This is a genomic window from Thermohalobaculum sediminis (assembly GCF_023487995.1).
Classification (GTDB): domain Bacteria; phylum Pseudomonadota; class Alphaproteobacteria; order Rhodobacterales; family Rhodobacteraceae; genus Thermohalobaculum; species Thermohalobaculum sediminis.
This window is the reverse complement of the sequence record NZ_JAMFKN010000002.1, coordinates 134,541-150,141: the sequence shown is the minus strand read 5'-3', so window position 1 is coordinate 150,141 and position 15,601 is coordinate 134,541. Positions and strand designations below refer to the sequence as shown.

The following is a 15,601-nucleotide window of genomic DNA, read 5'->3' as shown; positions in this document are numbered from 1 at the left end:
GCACCGCATCGCGAGGGCCCGACGCCGCCGCGCGCCGGGCCCCGCCACGAGGGAGGGACAGCCACATGCTGCGATTCACCGCCCGTCGCCTGCTGTTCGCGGTGCCGACGCTGCTCGCGGTCATGACGATGGTCTTCGTGCTGGTGCGCATCGTGCCCGGCGACCCCGCGCAGACGATCCTGGGCGACCAGGCCAGCGCCGAGGCGTTGCAGATCATGCGCGAGCGCCTCGGCCTCGACCGCCCGATCTGGGAGCAGTATCTCGAATTCATGGGCGGCGTATTCACCGGCGACTGGGGCCAGTCGATGGTCACCGGCAAGCCCGTGCTGGACGAGATCCTGCGCGTGCTGCCCTACACGGTCGAGCTGACGATCGCCTCGCTGGTGATCGGCTCGCTGATCGGCATCCCGCTTGGGGCGTGGTCGGCGCTGCACCGCAACCAGTGGATCGACTACCTTACCCGGGTGGGATCGCTGCTGGGCCTGTCGTTCCCGGCCTTCGTCTCGGCGATTCTGCTGCTGATCGCCTTCTCGATCCAGCTTCGCTGGTTCCCGGTCATCAGCGGGGGCGGGCGGGCGACCTTTTCCGAATGGGCGCTCAGCCTCGCGCTGCCCGCGATCAATCTCGGCCTCATCATGGCGGCCTACATCACGCGCGTCACCCGCTCGTCGATGCTGGGCTCGCTGGGCGAGGACTATATCCGCACCGCGCGCGCCAAGGGCGTGCCGATGCGCGTGATCGTCTGGCGCCATGCCATGCGCAACGCGCTCATCCCGGTCGTGACCGTGGTCGGCCTCTATCTGGGCATCCTGATCGGCAATTCGGTGCTGACCGAGATCGTGTTCAACCGCCCTGGCCTCGGCAAGCTGATCGTGGGGGCGCTGGGACAGCGCGACTACACGCTGCTGCAGGGGCTGATGGTGATCTACACCTTCGTCATCGTGGTGGTGAACCTGATGACCGACCTGACCTATGGCCTGATCGACCCGCGGGTGAAGTACCAATGACCGACCAGACCGAAGCCCTGCCGCGGGGGGTGTCGCGCCATCCCTTCGTCGATCAGCTCGCCAAGGCGTTCCGCACCAACAAGCTGACCTGGGTCGGCGCGGTGATCTTCGTGCTGATCGTCCTCGTCGCGATCGCGGCCCCCCTGCTGTCGCCGCATGACCCGCTTCAGCAGAACATCCTGCACCGCCTCAAGGGGCCGGGGCCCGAGTTCTGGCTGGGGACCGATGCCTATGGGCGCGACATCCTCTCGCGGCTGCTCTATGGCGCGCGGGTGTCGCTGATCATCGGGGTCGCGGCGATCGGTTCGGCCATGGTGATCGGCTCGGCCATTGGCGTCGTCGCTGGCTATTACGGCGGCAAGGTCGATCTGGTGATCATGCAGGCGATGGATGTGCTGCTGGCCTTCCCGGCGCTCATCCTTGGCCTCATCGTCGTCGCCATGCTGGGCCCCAGCATGGAGAATCTGATCATCGCGATCTCGCTCACCGCCATCCCGCCGTTTGCGCGCATCGCCCGGGCGCCCACGATCGTGGTGAAGGAGCGCGACTACATCGAGGCCTGCCGCGCGCTGGGGTACGGCGACCTGCGCATCATGACGCTGCATGTCCTGCCGAACGTGCTGTCGGAAATCCTCGTGATGGGTTCGCTGTGGCTTGCCACCGCCATCCGCGTCGAGGCCTCGCTCAGCTTCATCGGGCTCGGCGTGAAGCCGCCGACCGCCAGCTGGGGCGGCATGATCCGCGAGGGGTTCGAGAACATTCTCGACAACATCTGGCTGTCGATCTTCCCCAGCCTCGCCATCCTTCTGGTGGTGTTCTCGCTCAACCTGCTGGGCGACGGGCTGAGGGACGCGATCGACCCGAGGACGAGGAGCGACGCATGACCGCCCCCGCCACCCCTGCCCCGGTGCTCGACGTGTGGAACCTGACCACCAGCTTCCGTATCGAGGGGACATGGTATCCGGCCGTGCGCGGCATCAGCTTTGCGCTCGCGCCCAACGAGACGCTGGCGCTGGTGGGCGAATCCGGCTGCGGCAAGAGCATGACGGCGCTCTCGATCCTCGGTCTCGTGCCCACGGCGAATGGCCGGGTCGAGGCCGACGGGATCATGTTCGAGGGCCGCGACCTCGCGCGCCTCTCGGACGAGGAGATGCGCGAGGTGCGCGGCAACGGCATCTCGATGATCTTTCAGGAGCCGATGACCTCGCTCAACCCGGTCCTGACCATCGGCTTCCAGGTGACCGAGGCGCTGATCTACCACCAGAACCTGAGCCGCGCCGAGGCCGAGCGCGAGGCGCTGGCGCTGCTCGATCTGGTCAAGATCCCGTCCGCGAAAAGCCGCTTCCGGGAATACCCGCACCAGTTCTCGGGTGGCATGCGCCAGCGGGTGATGATCGCCATGGCGCTGGCCTGCCGGCCCAAGGTGATCCTGGCGGACGAGCCCACCACCGCGCTCGACGTGACGATCCAGGCGCAGATCCTCGCGCTGCTGAACGAGCTGAAGGCCGAGACCGGGATGTCGATGATCTTCATCACTCACAATCTCGGCGTCGTGGCCGCGCTCGCGGACCGGGTGGCGGTGATGTATGCCGGCGACATCGTCGAGATCGCGTCGGTGGGCGAGCTGTTCGCGCGCCCCACGCACCCCTACACCGAGGCGCTTTTGCGCTCGATCCCGCGCTCGGACCGCGACACGGCCGAGCTTCACACCATCCCCGGCGCGGTCCCGCCGATCCATCGGATGCCGAAGGGCTGCCGATTTGCCGCGCGCTGCCCGCTGGCGCAAGACATTTGCCGCGCGATGGACCCGCCGCTGGAACCGCTGGATCCCGAGAGCCCCCACGCCGTGCGCTGCTGGGTGCGCGGCGGCCACGACCTAGCGGCGCTGACGGAGGATGCGAATGTCTGATCCCCTCCTGCGAGTGCGCGACCTCAGGACCCATTTCCGGGTCAAGCGCGGCTTCCCGAACCCCGAGACGGTGACGGTTCGCGCGCTCGACGAGATCTCGTTCGAGGTGAAGCGCGGCGAGGCCTTCGGGCTGGTGGGCGAATCCGGCTGCGGCAAGTCCACCGCCGGGCGCTCGATCCTGCGGCTGGTCGAGCCCGATTCCGGCTCGATCGAGTTCGATGGCGAGGATGTCCTGCGCGCCGACAAGGCGCGGATGCGCGCGCTGCGCCGCCGGCTCCAGATCATCTTCCAGGACCCCTATTCCTCTCTCAACCCGCGCATGCGCATCGGCACCGCGCTGGCCGAGCCGCTTCTCGTCCACGGGATCATGGGCAAGGCCGAAGCCGCGGAGAGGGTGCGCGACCTTTTGGTCGAGGTGGGCCTGCCGCGCGACGCCGGCATCCGCTTCCCGCACGAGTTCTCGGGCGGGCAGCGCCAGCGCCTCGGCATCGCCCGGGCGCTGACGCTGAACCCCGAGCTGATCATCGCCGACGAGCCCGTCTCGGCGCTCGACGTCTCGATCCAGTCGCAGATCCTGATGCTGCTGCGCAATCTCCAGGAGACGCACGATCTCAGCTTCATCTTCATCAGCCACGACCTCGGCGTGGTGCGCTATTTCTGCCAGGTGATGGCGGTGATGTATCTGGGCCGGATCGTCGAGAAGGGGCCGATCCCGCGCATCTTCGACGAGCCGCTGCATCCCTACACGGTGATGTTGCGCGACGCCTCGCCGGTGCCCGATCCGACCGCGCGCAAGGCCTTCGAGCGGATCGAGGGCGAGGTGCCCTCGGCGATCAACCCGCCCTCGGGCTGCCATTTCCACCCGCGCTGCAAGCACGCGACCGAGCTGTGCCGCAAGGTCTATCCGAAATGGATGGAGGTCGACGCCCAGCGGGGCGTGGCCTGCCATCTCTACGACCCCGCCTCGGGCATGTCGCCGAAACCATGAGGGGGCACGCATGACCGCCATCTCGCCCCTCCCGGTCGCGCTCATCTCGGGCGCGAGCCGCGGCATCGGTGCTGCCATCGCGCGCGAGCTTGCCGCCAATGGCTGGGCCGTCAGCCTCGGCTGCCGCGACCCGGCCGCCAGCGCGCTGCCCGAAGGCGAAGCGGTTCACGTCCAGCCCTTCGACGCGCTCGAGGGGCGCGAGGGACAGTGGGTCGCGGCCGCCCAAGCCCGCTTCGGCCGCATCGACGCGGTGGTGAACAATGCCGGCATCTCGGTGCCCCGCAGCATCATCGAGGCCGACGAGGCCGATCTCGACCTGCTGCTGGCGGTGAACCTCAAGTCGCCCTTCCGCCTCGTGCGCGCCGCCTGGCCGCATCTGGTGGCCTCGGGCCGGGGCAGGGTGGTGACGATCGCCTCGCTCTCGGGCAAGCGGGTGAAGTCGGCGCGGGCGAGCCTCTATGCCATCTCGAAATTCGCCGTGGTGGCACTCTCGCACGGGCTTCGGCAATGCGGCGCCGAGGCTGGCGTGCGCGCCACCGCCATCTGCCCGGGCTTCGTCAACACCGAACTCGGCCTCTCGGGCATCGACCGCGCGCCGAACGAGATCACCCAGCCCGAGGACGTGGCCCGCGTCGTGCGCATGGTGATCGAGCTTCCCAACACCGCCGCGATCGCCGAAATTCCGATCAACTGGCGGGTCGAGGACATCTACTAGGCCCGGCCCGGCACCCTGCCCATCAGCCGCCGGGCGCGAGGGCGTCGCGGTAGGTGCGCGCCTCGATCGGCACGGCGTCGATCTGCGCGAGGATGCGGGCAAGCAGCGCCTCCTCGGCGCGGTTGCGGCGCGCGCGGGGGTGCCAGACGACGTGGACGTCGATCTCGGGCGGGTCGTCATAAGGCGGCAGGCGCCACAACAGGCCGGCCGCGACGTCGCGGGCGGCGACGTGGATCGGCAGCGGCCCCACGCCCAGCCCAGCGACGATCATGCGCCGCACCTCCTCGAGATGCGACGAGGTTGCCACCACCCGGTCGTCGAGCCGGGCCGAGGCGCGCAGGATCGCGACATTGCGCAGCGCGTCCGAAATGCTGTCGGTGACGAACGACACCGAGGACTGCCCCTCGAGATCGGCCATCGCCAGTCCCTCGCGCCCGAACAGCGGGTGCGGCGGGCCGCAGAACAGGCCGAAATATTCGCGGAAGAGCCGCCGGTACGAGAGGCGCGGGTTCTTCTCGGCGACGAGGCAGACGGCGAACGAGGCCCGCCGGGCGGCGACGGCCTCGATGGCGAGGCGGCTTGCGCTGACCTCGATCGAGAGGGTCGCGCGCGGATGGGCCTTGTGGAAGCCCGCCAGCGCCTCGTCGAACAGCGGGCAGACCACGTGGCTTGCCATCATGATGCGCACATGGCCCGAGATCTCCTCGCCCACGTCGCGCAAGGCGATGCCGAGGCGGTGGATCGCGCCGTGGATGTCGACCGCCTCGCGATAGAGCACCTCGCCCGCCTCGGTCAGCCGGAAGCGCCCCGGCCCCCGGTCGACGAGGCGCCGGCCCAGCCGGTCCTCGAGCCGGCGCAGCGCGTTCGAGACGGTGGGTTGCTTCAGCCGCAGCCGCTCGGCGCCGCGGGTGATGCTGCGCTCCTCGGCCACCGCGACAAAGGTGCGCAGGAGGTTCCAGTCGAGATCGCGGGCGAGGCGCTCGCCGGGGTCGTGGCGCTGGGACATGGCGCCATTTTCCAGAACGATGAGGGGCTTTCAATCATTGATTCGGAGAATGCCGGGCAGCGATGCGCCGGGTCACGCGCCAAGCGACAGATGGGTGAGCCTGCGGTCGCGCCGCTCGGTCATCCGGTCGATCAGCCTCTGGCGCAGGCGCGAGACCTCGGCGGCGTGGGCGGGCAGATCGGCAAGGTTGCGCGTCTCGGTCGGATCCGCCTCGAGGTCGAACAGCATGGGCGGCACGCCGCCGCCGAAATGGACGTATTTCCAGCGCCGCTCGCGCAGGATCGCGACGCCGGCCTGCTCGGGCGCGAGGCCCAGATGGCGCTGGAAGCGGGTCGGCCGCTGCGGGTGGCCGAAATCGGCCTCCATGAAGCCCGCATCGCGCCAGTCGGGGGGCGTCGCGCCCGCGATCAGCGGCAGGAGCGAGCGGCCATCCATCGCCGGGGGCGCCGCGCGGCCGATCCAGTCGAGGATCGTGGGCGCGACATCGACCGACTCGGTCAGGGCATCGACGCGCCGCCCGGCGCCGCCGGCCGCGCGCGGGTCGCGGATGACCAGCGGCACGCGGAAGGCGGGGTCGAACACGCTCTCCTTGCCCCACATGCGCTTGGCGCCCAGCATCTCGCCATGATCGGCGGTCAGCACCACCAGCGTGCGCCCGGCCTGCCCGGTCGCGTCGAGCCAGTCGAGCAGCCGCCCCAGATGGTGATCGACCTCGGCCACCAGCCCCAGATAGACGGCGCGCAACTCGGCCACCGTTTCGGCCGGGAGGGCGTCGCAGTCGCCGTCGAAGCCCCAGTAGAGGCCCCGCACGGCGGGCGCGCTGAACCAGGCGTCGAGGAAGGGGTGGGCGGGTCGCGCCAGGTCGGGCCGAGGCAGGTCGCCCGGCGCGATCAGCCTGTTGTAGGGCTCGGGCGCGACCAGCGGCGGGTGGGGGCGGATGTAGGTGACATGCGCGAACCAGGGCGCATCGCGGCGGATGTCGAGCGCCTGCAGCGTCCGGTCGGTCAGATAGGCCGTGTCGCTGTCCTCGGCGCGGTAGAACGCGGGGTCCGAGGGGCGCGGCCTGTTGCCGGTGGCGCACGGCCGGTAGACGCCCGAGACCGGCGCGCCGCGGTCGAGGTCGAAGGCGTAGCCCTTGGCGCGCAGGTAAGCGGGCCATTCCAGCCCGTCATCGAAGCGCATCTCCACCAGTTCGCGAAAGCCCGGCGCCACGCCCTCGTAGCTCAGCAGGTCGGGGTCCTCGGGGTCCAGCGCGGCGGGGTCGGGCGTCGTGTCGGTATAGCCGAGCAGAAGCGGCTCGTAGCCCGCCCGTCGCGCCTCGCCCGCCAGCGTCGCGTGATGGCGCGCGAGCGGCGTGCCGTTGCGGATCGAGCGGTGGTTCATCGCGTAGAGCCCCGTCAGCAGGCTCGCCCGCGCCGGGCCGCAGGGAACGGTGACGGTGACATGCGCGCCAAAGCTGGTGGCCGAGGCGCGCAGCCGGTCGATTGCGGGCGTCGGCACGAAGGCCGCGAGCGGCCCGTCGAGCACCTCGGCCGCCATCTGGTCGATGGTCACGAAAAGGACGTTGCCCCGCTCCATCGCCCGTCAGCCGCCCGCGGCACCGGCATGCGCGGGCCCGTGCGCGCGGGTGAAGTCGAACTCCTCTGCGAAGTGGCAGGCGGTGACGTGCTCGGGCCCGATCTCGCGCAGCGCCGGCACCTCGACCCGGCAGCGCTCGCGCGCGAAGCGGCAGCGGGTGTGGAACTTGCAGCCCGGCGGCGGCGCGGTGGGCGAGGGGATCTCGCCCTCCAGCTTCTCGGCGCTGCCGCGATCGTCGGGGTCGAGCGAGGGGATCGCCGAGAGGAGCGCCGAGGTATAGGGGTGGCGCGGCCGGGAAAACAGCGCCCGCGTCGGCGCCGATTCCACCAGGCGCCCCAGATACATCACCGCCACATGGTCGCAGACATGCGCGACCACCGAGAGATCATGGCTGATGAACAGGAACGAAATCCCCATGTCGCGCTGGATCGCCTTGAGCAGATTGAGCACGTCGGCCTGGATCGACACGTCGAGTGCGGCCACGCTCTCGTCCGCCACAACGAAGCGCGGGCCCGACACCAGCGCCCGGGCGATCGAGATGCGCTGGCGCTGCCCGCCCGAGAAGGCATGCGGGAAGCGGCGCAGGTGTTCGAGGTTCAGCCGGCATTTCGCCGCGATCTCGCGCACGCGGGCATCCGTCTCCTCGCGGCTCGCGGTGAGGCCCATCACCTCGAGCGGCTCGGCGATGATGTCGCGCACGGTCATGCGCGGCGAGAGCGCGGCATAGGGGTCCTGGAAGATCAGCTGCGCGCGCTTGCGGTAGTCCTTGAGCTGGGGCTTGGCGAGGCTGCGGAGGTCGTAGCGGACCTCGCTGTCCTGGTAGATCACCTCGCCCCCGCTGATCGGTGCGGCGCGCAGGAGCGCGCGGCCGAGCGTGGTCTTGCCCGAGCCGCTCTCGCCCACCAGCCCGAAGAAGTTGCCGCGCTCGATCCTCAGCGAGACGCCGTCCACCGCGTTGAGGTGCACCTTGGGCGTCAGCAGGCCATGGCCGATGGTGTAGCGGACCGAGAGGTCGCGGGCGTCGATCACGGGCGGGGTCATCCGACGGCCTCCGCGGGCGCCTCGGCCGCGACGAGATGGCAGGCGACCTGCCGCCCGCCGGGTTGCACGCTGTTCGGCGGGACCTCCTCGCGGCAGCGCGCGATCGCGACCGGGCAGCGCGTGTGGAACACGCAGCCGTGCGGGCGCTCGAGCGGCGAAGGGATGTCGCCCGGCACCGGGGTGAGCTCGGCGTCGAGATCGTCGAGCCTGGGCAGCGCGTTCAGGAGCCCCAGCGTGTAGGGGTGCGCGGGCGCGCGGATGACCTGCCGCACCGGCCCCTTCTCGACGATCCGCCCGAGATACATCACCGCGACGCGGTCGGCCGTCTGCGCGATCACGCCCAGATCGTGGGTGATGAACAGGATCGCCATGCCGAACTCGCGAACCAGGTCCTTCATCAGGTCGAGCACCTGCGCCTGGATCGTCACGTCGAGCGCGGTGGTGGGCTCGTCGGCGATCAGCAGCCGCGGCCGGGTCGAGAGCGCCATGGCGATCATCGCGCGCTGGCGCATGCCGCCCGAGAACTCGAAGGCGTATTGCCCGAAGCGGCGCGCGGGCTCGGGGATGCCGACGCGCGCCAGCATCTCGATCGACAGGTCCCGCGCCGCGGCTCTGGTCAGCGAGGTGTGGATCAAGAGCTGCTCGACCATCTGCTCGCCCACGGTGATCGCGGGGGCGAACGATGCCATCGGCTCCTGGAAGATCATCGAGATCGCGCCGCCGCGGACGACCATCATGTCGCGCTCGCGCTTCAGCCCCAGCACGTCGACCTCGCCCTCGGGCAGGTTCAGCACGATGCGCGAGGCCGGGTCGTAGCGCGTGTTGCCGGCGTTGAGCCGCATCAGCGCCTTGGCGGTCACGGACTTGCCCGAACCGCTCTCGCCCACGAGGCCAAGGACCTCGCCCGGCGCGATGTCGAAGGCGACGTCCTCGACCGCGGTCACCAGCCCCTCGTCGGTGCGGAAGCGGATGGTCAGGTCCTGCACGGAGACGAGCGGCTTGGTCATTTCTTGGTCCCCGAATAGGGGTCGGCCGCGTCCCTCAGCCCGTCGCCAACGAATACGAAGGCGAGCACGAGCGCCACGAAGAAGATCACGGGGATGAAATACCACTGGTAGTTCAGCAGCACGTCGGCCTGGCTCACGTTCTGCATCAGGGCGCCCAGCGAGTTGACCGGGTCCTTCAGCCCCAGGCCGATGAACGACAGCGCAGTTTCCGAGCGCACCATGTAGGGGAACGAGATCATCAGGTCGACGATGATGTAGCTGGTGAAGCTGGGCAGCAGGTGCCGCCGGATCACGTGCGGCGAGGACGCCCCGCACAGCTCCGCCGCCAGCACGTATTCCTGCGTGCGCTCGGTCAGCAGATGCGTTCGTATTCGGCGCGCGAGCGTGGGCCAGCCGATCACGCCGAGGATGATCGAGATGAAGAAGAACCGCGTCTCGGAACTCCAGTGATCGGGCATGAAGGCCGCGAGCGCCATGAACAGCGGGATCGAGGGCACCGTCCGGATCGCGTCGGTGACCATCTGCAGCACGCTGTCGATCCAGCCGCCGAAATAGCCCGCGACGCCGCCGATCACCAGCGCCAGCACGAACGAGATCAGAACCCCCAGCGTGCCCACCGCCAGCGAGGTCCAGATCGCGTGCAGCGTGCGGCTGAAGATGTCCTTGCCGCTTGCGTCGGTGCCGAACAGGTGGATCTTGCCGCCCTCGACGCCGAACAGGTGGATGTCGGAGCGGATCAGCGCCACGTCCACGTCGAAGCGGTCGCCGGGCAGATCCCAGTTCAGGTGGAAGAGCGTGTATTCCCAGTCCCGCACGAAGAAATGGACATAGAGCCGCTTGTCGCGGTTCTCGGTCACCACCCAGCGGAAGTTTGTCTTGATCGAGCGCTCGCGCTCGGTGGCGTAGATGAATGGGCGGAATGAGAAGCCGTTCTCGTCCCAGAAGCGGGGGATCTGGGGCGCGCCGTTCTCGTAGTCCTTGTCGCGCCCGGCGATGGTGGGGTCGTAAGGCGAGAGGAACGGCGCGAAGATCCCCATCAGGATCATGATCACGAGCGCCCAGCCCGCGATCATCGAGGTGCGGTTCGAGCGGAATCGGGCCCAGATGAGCTGACCCTGCGAGGCGGTGAAATACGCCTCCTTGGCGCGCTGGTCGACGCCGGTCTCTCGCTTCCGCAGGCTCATCAGCATGTCTTACCCCATCAGGCCGCGCCGCACGCGCGGGTCGAGCAGCGCGAGCAGGATGTCGGTGAGGAAATTGAGCAGCACGATGCTGGCGGTCAGCAGGAAGATGATTGCCCCCGCCAGCTGCTGGTCGTTCGAGCGGGCGAGCGACTCGAACAGCAGCGCGCCGGCCTCGGTCAGCGTCAGGATCAGCGCGACGATCGGCAGCTCGTTGAAGATGCGGTTGAGGTCGAAGCCGAGCGAGTTGACCACCGGCCCCAGCGCATGCCGCGCGGGATAGCGCCACAGGAGCCGCGAGCCCGTCACCCCGCGCGCCGAGGCCGCGGTGACGTAGAGCTTGCCGATCTCGTCGAGCATCAGCGCCCGCACCGTCTGCAGCGCGAAGGCGGTGGCCGACCAGCCGAGGATGAAGATCGGCAGCCACGCGCGCGACAGGAAGTCCTGGAACTTCTCCCAGCTCCAGGCGGCATCTCGGAACTCCTTGGAGAAGAGCCCGGTCAGCGAGTCGCCGAACAGCACCGTCGAGATCAGCATGATGATCAGCGCGAGCAGGAAGTTCGGCAGCGCGAGCCCCAGATAGCTGGTGAATCTCAGCCCGTTGTTGACGACGGCGTTGCTGGTGCTGGCCGAATATATCCCGACCGGGATCGCGATCATGTAGGACAGCAGCAGCGCCGCCATGCAGATGCCCAGCGAGATCCAGAACTTGTCGGCGAGAAGCTGGTTGATGTCGAGCCGGAGGATGCAGCTGTCGCCGAACTCGCCGCGGAAGAACACGTTGCCGACCCATTTGCCCCAGCGCTCGACGAAGGGGCGGTCGAGCCCGAGGCGGCGTTCCTCGGCCTCGATGTCGTCGATGGTGATCTGCGCGCCTTGCGTGTTCTTGAAGGCGAGGTAGCGCTCGGCGCAGCTGCCGGGCACCATTTCCATCAGGGTGAAGACGATCAGCGAGACCGTGAGCAGCGTCACCAGCGCCATGAAGGCACGGGTCAGCGCGAACTGGATGAACTGCAGCATGACAGGCGCTCGTCTCGCTCGCTCCGCGCGCGTCGCGGATACCGGTCGGGGCGGGCAAGGGATGCCCGCCCCATGGTCAGTCGGCGGCCCGGCGGGCGCTCACTCGTCGAGATACCACTGGTGCGCCCGGTAGGGGAACGTGCGGTAGTACTCGTATGACGCGGTCTTGAACTCCGGGAAGTTGCCGAGCTTGTTGCTGTGATAGATCGGATCGGGCGTCAGCGCCGTGCCGATGAACAGCAGGTTCCCGGTCATGTTCTCGACCAGTCGCGCGCCAAGCGCCTTGAACTCGTCGGTGCCCGAGGGCGTCGACTGGAAGGCGTTGATGTCGGCGATAAGCTGCTTGACGTAGTCGGGCGGCTCGACGCCCTTGGCGCCCTGCGAGTCGACCCATTCGGCCCACAGCATGCCGACGCGATGGGCGAAGTAGTTCTCGAAGGGAGGCACCCAGAGCTCGTTGTTGCCCATGATGATGCCGAGCGGCTGGCCCTTCTCCCACAGCCCGACGTCGAGCTGGTTCGAGGACTGGGCCGAGCGGTACTCGTCGGGCGTGATCTCCTTGACCGTGCTCTTGATGCCGACCTCGGACCAGTGCTGGCCGAGCAGTTCGACCACCTGTCCGGCGATACCCTGCGTGGCAAACTGGAGGTTGAGAACCAGCGGGCTGCCATCGGGCAGGTCGCGGAAGCCGTCGCCGTTCTTGTCCACGACGCCGACCTCGTCGAGCAGCGCCTTAGCGCCCGCCGGGTCGTATTCGGTGGCGAAGCTCAGCCACTTGGGATCGACGAACTCGGGTGCCGGCGAGAAGCCGACATACTGCTGGATCGTGCCCTCGCCGAAATAGGCGGCGTTGTTGAGCTCCTCGCGGTTGATCGCGATCGACATCGCCTTGCGGAACCGCAGGTCGCCGAAGACCGCGCGCTTGGCGGGATCCTCGGAGGTCGTGTTGAACGAGATCGCATGCATCGCGATCTTGGGCTTGAGCTGGACCGAGTAGTTGCCCTTCTCCTGGTTCTCGAGCAGGAGCGGCGCGTCCGACAGCTGCAGCGACTGCGACTTGTAGTCCGCCTCGCCGTTGATGAGCTTGAGCAGCCGCACCTCGCGGTCGTTGGCGTAGAGCTCGTCCTGCTCGTTGATGTAGGGGAGCTGGTTGCCGGCGGTGTCGACCATGAAGAAGTAGGGGTTGGCGACGAAGTGGCGCCCCTCGGTCGTCTCGCGCACAAGGAAGTGGCTCTCAAGCGTCGGCAATGCGTCGGCCGGCATCTTCGCCACCTTGTCGGGCGCGTTCAGCATCGGCGAGGGCGTGTCGGTCCAGTCGGAATTGCCGAAATAGGACATGATCACGGCATAGCCGTTCTCGAAGCCCAGCTCCTGCGCCCTCTTGTCGGCATCCGGGTTCACGTCCGGGTGGAACTGCCCGAGGAAGTGCTTCGGCTGGAAGCCCTGCGCGAAGCTGGTGGCGAAATGGGCGAGTAGGCCGGGCTTCGGCGCGGGCAGCTTGAAAACCACGGTCTGCGGGTCCACCGCCTCGACCGTCATCCGCTCGCCGCCTACCAGCACATAGTCCTTCGGCTTCTCGTTCACCTTCGGGTCGAGCGCGAGGTTGTCATACCAGAACTTGACGTCCTCGGCGGTGAAGGGCGCGCCGTCGGACCATTTGTGGCCCTTGCGCAGGAAGAAGGTGAGCTCGGTGTAGTCGTCGTTCCAGCTCCAGTCCTTGGCGACGTTGGGAACGATGGTCTGCAGGTCGTCGGAGTAGCGGACGAGGTTGACGTGGCGGGTCGACAGGAAGTCGGAGGTCCCCGCCTCGGTCGCGTTCGACAGCGCATCGAGCGTGCCGCCATACCTGCCGATCGAGGCATAGGGCACGACCACCAGCGGCTCCTCGGGCAGGCGCTCGGCCAGCGGCGGCAGCGCGGGATTGCCGCGGATCATCTTGTTCAGATCGCCGATCGCCGGATTCTCGCTGAAGGCGAGCGTGCAGTTGGCGAGCGACTGGAACTCCGAGAGTTCATACTGCTGCGGATACTTCCCCGCGGCGACGCCCTTCATGTCCTCGACGGTCATCGCCGGGCAGGCGGCCTGCGCCGCTGCCGCGAGCAGGGTCCAGGCGACCCCGCCCAGCATCAGCGTCCTCGTCCGAATGTTCATTACGACCTCCTTGTTGGGATACTGCCGCAACGGCATGCCTGATGATTTTTGCGATGTTCTTGGAGGATCTTAACGGTTTCTTTACAGTGGATTTTTCCCCGCCGTCACTTTGTCGAAGTTGCGCGACGCGAGTCAAGCGATCCGAACATTCGGCGCCGGGCCGGGCGCCACGGCTGCAGGCCGCGGAAGGACGGGCGCCGGCGTGCCTCGCGACCCGGTGGCGCGATGCATTCATTTCATCAATGTTGGATATTTCGATTATGTATTTGAGGAATGATCCGCTGCCCGCCACCCTTCGCGTTGCAGTTGCGCGGAGGAGTCGCGGCGCATGGCGACGGTCGAGACGAGGGAAGCCCGGCAGCCCTGGATCCTGCTCGCGCCCGCGCTCACGGCGGTGGCGCTGCTGCTGCTGGTGCCGCTCGCCTTCATCGCCGTCTATTCGTTCTGGCTGAGGACGGCGACCGGCGCGGACATCGCGGGCTTCCATACCGACAACTGGGCCGAGGCGCTGAGCGATCCCTTCTATCGCGACATCCTGCTCGGCACGCTCAGGATCGCGGCTATCACGACGCTGGTCTGTGCGCTGGCGGGGTATCCGGCGGCCTATTTCATCGCGCGCTCGAAGGCGAACCGGGCGATCCTGCTGCTGCTGCTCATGCTGCCCTTCTGGGTCAGTTACATCATCCGCACGATGAGCTGGATCAACATCCTGGGCGTGTCGGGGGCGTTCAACTCGGCACTGCTGGCGATGGGCGTGATCGGCCAGCCGATCCAGATGCTCTACAACGAGGCGACCGTGATCCTCGGTCTCGTCCACTTCCTGCTGCCCTTCATGGTGCTCAACGTTTATGTGAGCCTCGAGGGCATCGACGAGACGCTCGAGCAGGCCGCGAACTCGCTGGGCGCCACCCGCTGGCAGGCGTTCCGCGAGGTGACGCTGCCCCTGTCGCTGCCCGGGCTCGCCGCCGGGGGCCTTCTGTGCTTCGTGCTAGCGGCGGGCACCTACATCACGCCGCTGGTGCTGGGCGGGCCCACGGACGCGATGTTCGCCAACCTCGTCTTCGAGGCGATCATCACGCAGCTCGACTGGCCGCTCGGCTCGGCATTGTCGTTGATGCTGCTGGCGATCCTTGGCGCACTGGTCGCGCTCTACAACCACTTCGTCGGCATGAGCCAGATCGCCCGGGGGTTCGGCTGATGTCGGGCTGGGCGCTGATCCGCATCTGGACCGTCGTGGTCTACCTGTTCATGTTCCTGCCGGTCGCGGTGGTGGTGCTGCTCAGCTTCAACGCATCGCAATTCGGGGCCTTCCCGATGACCGGGCTCAGCCTGCGCTGGTTCGGCGAGTTGTGGGCCAACGAGGCGATCCTGCGCGCCTTCCGGGTGTCGTTCCTGCTGGGCGCGCTGACGGCGGCGATCTCGACCACCCTGGGCGTGCTCGCCGCGCTCGCGCTGGTGCGCTACGACTTCCGGGGCAAGAACCTCGTCTCGACGGTGCTGATCGCGCCCATCCTGGTGCCCGAGGTGGTGCTGGCGGTGGCGCTCCTGCTGTTCCTGCGCTTCCTCCAAATGCCCAAGAGCTTCGCGCTGCTGCTGCTCGGCCATGTCATCTTCACGCTGCCCTTCGTCGTGCTGGTGGTGCAGGCGCGTCTCGTCGGCATCCGCCGCGACGTCGAGGAGGCGGCGCTGTCGCTCGGCGCCTCGCCGCGCCAGACCTTTTTCGCGGTGACGCTGCCGCTGCTCGCGCCCGCCATCTTCGCGGGGATGCTGTTCGCCTTCACCATCAGCTTCGACGACATCACCGGCACGCTGTTCTGGAAGCCCGGCGGAGTCGAGACGGTGCCGACGCAGATCTTCGCGATGCTGCGCAACTCGATCAGCCCCGAGATCAATGCGCTGGGCACGGTGATGATCGTGCTCACCGTCGGCCTGCCACTGCTGGGCGCCGCCATCGCGCGGCGCCTTGGCGCACGAACCAGATGACCACAACAGGGAGAA

The 15,601-nt window shown here is 68.1% G+C and carries 14 protein-coding genes; 7 read left to right on the top strand and 7 right to left on the bottom strand.

Annotated elements, in window-relative coordinates; all coding sequences use genetic code 11:
* The first annotated feature begins 65 nt into the window (after positions 1-65).
* The 5 genes from M1105_RS04635 to M1105_RS04615 are packed head-to-tail and all read left to right on the top strand — an operon-like array spanning position 66 to position 4,619.
* Positions 66-1,007 (top strand): ABC transporter permease, encoded by a 942-nt coding sequence (locus tag M1105_RS04635; protein ID WP_249579180.1) that lies wholly within the window; start codon positions 66-68, stop codon positions 1,005-1,007.
* Positions 1,004-1,891: an ABC transporter permease gene (locus M1105_RS04630; RefSeq protein WP_249579179.1), complete on the top strand. Its 888-nt coding sequence runs from the start codon at positions 1,004-1,006 to the stop codon at positions 1,889-1,891. Before M1105_RS04635 ends, M1105_RS04630 begins: the two co-directional genes overlap by 4 nt.
* The gene (locus M1105_RS04625) at positions 1,888-2,916 is read left to right on the top strand and encodes an ABC transporter ATP-binding protein (protein WP_249579178.1); all 1,029 of its coding nucleotides are present in this window, start codon (positions 1,888-1,890) and stop codon (positions 2,914-2,916) included. The genes M1105_RS04630 and M1105_RS04625 overlap by 4 nt, the downstream gene beginning before the upstream one ends.
* Positions 2,909-3,904 (top strand): ABC transporter ATP-binding protein, encoded by a 996-nt coding sequence (locus M1105_RS04620; protein WP_249579177.1) that lies wholly within the window; start codon positions 2,909-2,911, stop codon positions 3,902-3,904. Before M1105_RS04625 ends, M1105_RS04620 begins: the two co-directional genes overlap by 8 nt.
* 10 nt (positions 3,905-3,914) lie before the next feature.
* Positions 3,915-4,619, top strand: coding sequence for an SDR family NAD(P)-dependent oxidoreductase (locus M1105_RS04615; protein WP_249579176.1), 705 nt, complete (start codon positions 3,915-3,917; stop codon positions 4,617-4,619).
* 22 nt (positions 4,620-4,641) lie between these two features.
* Here the strand turns inward: M1105_RS04615 and M1105_RS04610 are convergent, their stop codons facing one another.
* The 7 genes from M1105_RS04610 to M1105_RS04580 form a co-directional block, all read right to left on the bottom strand.
* Positions 4,642-5,625, bottom strand: a complete 984-nt coding sequence (locus M1105_RS04610; protein WP_249579175.1) for a LysR family transcriptional regulator — start codon at positions 5,623-5,625, stop codon at positions 4,642-4,644.
* Positions 5,626-5,697: 72 nt separating this feature from the next.
* Positions 5,698-7,203, bottom strand: coding sequence for an alkaline phosphatase family protein (locus tag M1105_RS04605; protein ID WP_249579174.1), 1,506 nt, complete (start codon positions 7,201-7,203; stop codon positions 5,698-5,700).
* 6 nt (positions 7,204-7,209) lie between these two features.
* Entirely contained in the window at positions 7,210-8,244 is a 1,035-nt protein-coding gene (locus M1105_RS04600; RefSeq protein ID WP_249579173.1) for an ABC transporter ATP-binding protein, read from the bottom strand.
* Positions 8,241-9,251 carry an ABC transporter ATP-binding protein gene (locus M1105_RS04595; protein WP_249579172.1) on the bottom strand — a complete coding sequence of 337 codons (1,011 nt, stop codon included), beginning with the start codon at positions 9,249-9,251 and terminating at the stop codon, positions 8,241-8,243. Before M1105_RS04595 ends, M1105_RS04600 begins: the two co-directional genes overlap by 4 nt.
* A complete protein-coding gene (locus tag M1105_RS04590; RefSeq protein ID WP_249579171.1) occupies positions 9,248-10,435 on the bottom strand; it encodes an ABC transporter permease in 1,188 nt (395 codons plus the stop codon). Before M1105_RS04590 ends, M1105_RS04595 begins: the two co-directional genes overlap by 4 nt.
* A 9-nt stretch (positions 10,436-10,444) precedes the next feature.
* Positions 10,445-11,452 carry an ABC transporter permease gene (locus M1105_RS04585; RefSeq protein WP_249579170.1) on the bottom strand — a complete coding sequence of 336 codons (1,008 nt, stop codon included), beginning with the start codon at positions 11,450-11,452 and terminating at the stop codon, positions 10,445-10,447.
* Positions 11,453-11,551: 99 nt separating this feature from the next.
* On the bottom strand, positions 11,552-13,603 hold the full coding sequence (locus tag M1105_RS04580) for an ABC transporter substrate-binding protein (protein ID WP_249579169.1): 2,052 nt from the start codon (positions 13,601-13,603) through the stop codon (positions 11,552-11,554).
* A 328-nt stretch (positions 13,604-13,931) separates the two neighbouring features.
* On the opposite strand from M1105_RS04580, the gene M1105_RS04575 reads away from it, so the two are divergent.
* Both M1105_RS04575 and M1105_RS04570 read left to right on the top strand, forming a co-directional pair.
* The gene (locus tag M1105_RS04575) at positions 13,932-14,801 is read left to right on the top strand and encodes an ABC transporter permease (RefSeq protein WP_249579168.1); all 870 of its coding nucleotides are present in this window, start codon (positions 13,932-13,934) and stop codon (positions 14,799-14,801) included.
* The gene (locus M1105_RS04570; RefSeq protein WP_249579167.1) at positions 14,801-15,586 is read left to right on the top strand and encodes an ABC transporter permease; all 786 of its coding nucleotides are present in this window, start codon (positions 14,801-14,803) and stop codon (positions 15,584-15,586) included. The genes M1105_RS04575 and M1105_RS04570 overlap by 1 nt, the downstream gene beginning before the upstream one ends.
* Positions 15,587-15,601: the final 15 nt, after the last annotated feature.

Coding starts and splice junctions, on each gene's coding strand:
- M1105_RS04635 (WP_249579180.1), top strand. CDS start 66: ATGCTGCGATTCACCGCCCGTCGCCTGCTGTTCGCGGTGCCGACGCTG.
- M1105_RS04630 (WP_249579179.1), top strand. CDS start 1,004: ATGACCGACCAGACCGAAGCCCTGCCGCGGGGGGTGTCGCGCCATCCC.
- M1105_RS04625 (WP_249579178.1), top strand. CDS start 1,888: ATGACCGCCCCCGCCACCCCTGCCCCGGTGCTCGACGTGTGGAACCTG.
- M1105_RS04620 (WP_249579177.1), top strand. CDS start 2,909: ATGTCTGATCCCCTCCTGCGAGTGCGCGACCTCAGGACCCATTTCCGG.
- M1105_RS04615 (WP_249579176.1), top strand. CDS start 3,915: ATGACCGCCATCTCGCCCCTCCCGGTCGCGCTCATCTCGGGCGCGAGC.
- M1105_RS04610 (WP_249579175.1), bottom strand. CDS start 5,625: ATGTCCCAGCGCCACGACCCCGGCGAGCGCCTCGCCCGCGATCTCGAC.
- M1105_RS04605 (WP_249579174.1), bottom strand. CDS start 7,203: ATGGAGCGGGGCAACGTCCTTTTCGTGACCATCGACCAGATGGCGGCC.
- M1105_RS04600 (WP_249579173.1), bottom strand. CDS start 8,244: ATGACCCCGCCCGTGATCGACGCCCGCGACCTCTCGGTCCGCTACACC.
- M1105_RS04595 (WP_249579172.1), bottom strand. CDS start 9,251: ATGACCAAGCCGCTCGTCTCCGTGCAGGACCTGACCATCCGCTTCCGC.
- M1105_RS04590 (WP_249579171.1), bottom strand. CDS start 10,435: ATGAGCCTGCGGAAGCGAGAGACCGGCGTCGACCAGCGCGCCAAGGAG.
- M1105_RS04585 (WP_249579170.1), bottom strand. CDS start 11,452: ATGCTGCAGTTCATCCAGTTCGCGCTGACCCGTGCCTTCATGGCGCTG.
- M1105_RS04580 (WP_249579169.1), bottom strand. CDS start 13,603: ATGAACATTCGGACGAGGACGCTGATGCTGGGCGGGGTCGCCTGGACC.
- M1105_RS04575 (WP_249579168.1), top strand. CDS start 13,932: ATGGCGACGGTCGAGACGAGGGAAGCCCGGCAGCCCTGGATCCTGCTC.
- M1105_RS04570 (WP_249579167.1), top strand. CDS start 14,801: ATGTCGGGCTGGGCGCTGATCCGCATCTGGACCGTCGTGGTCTACCTG.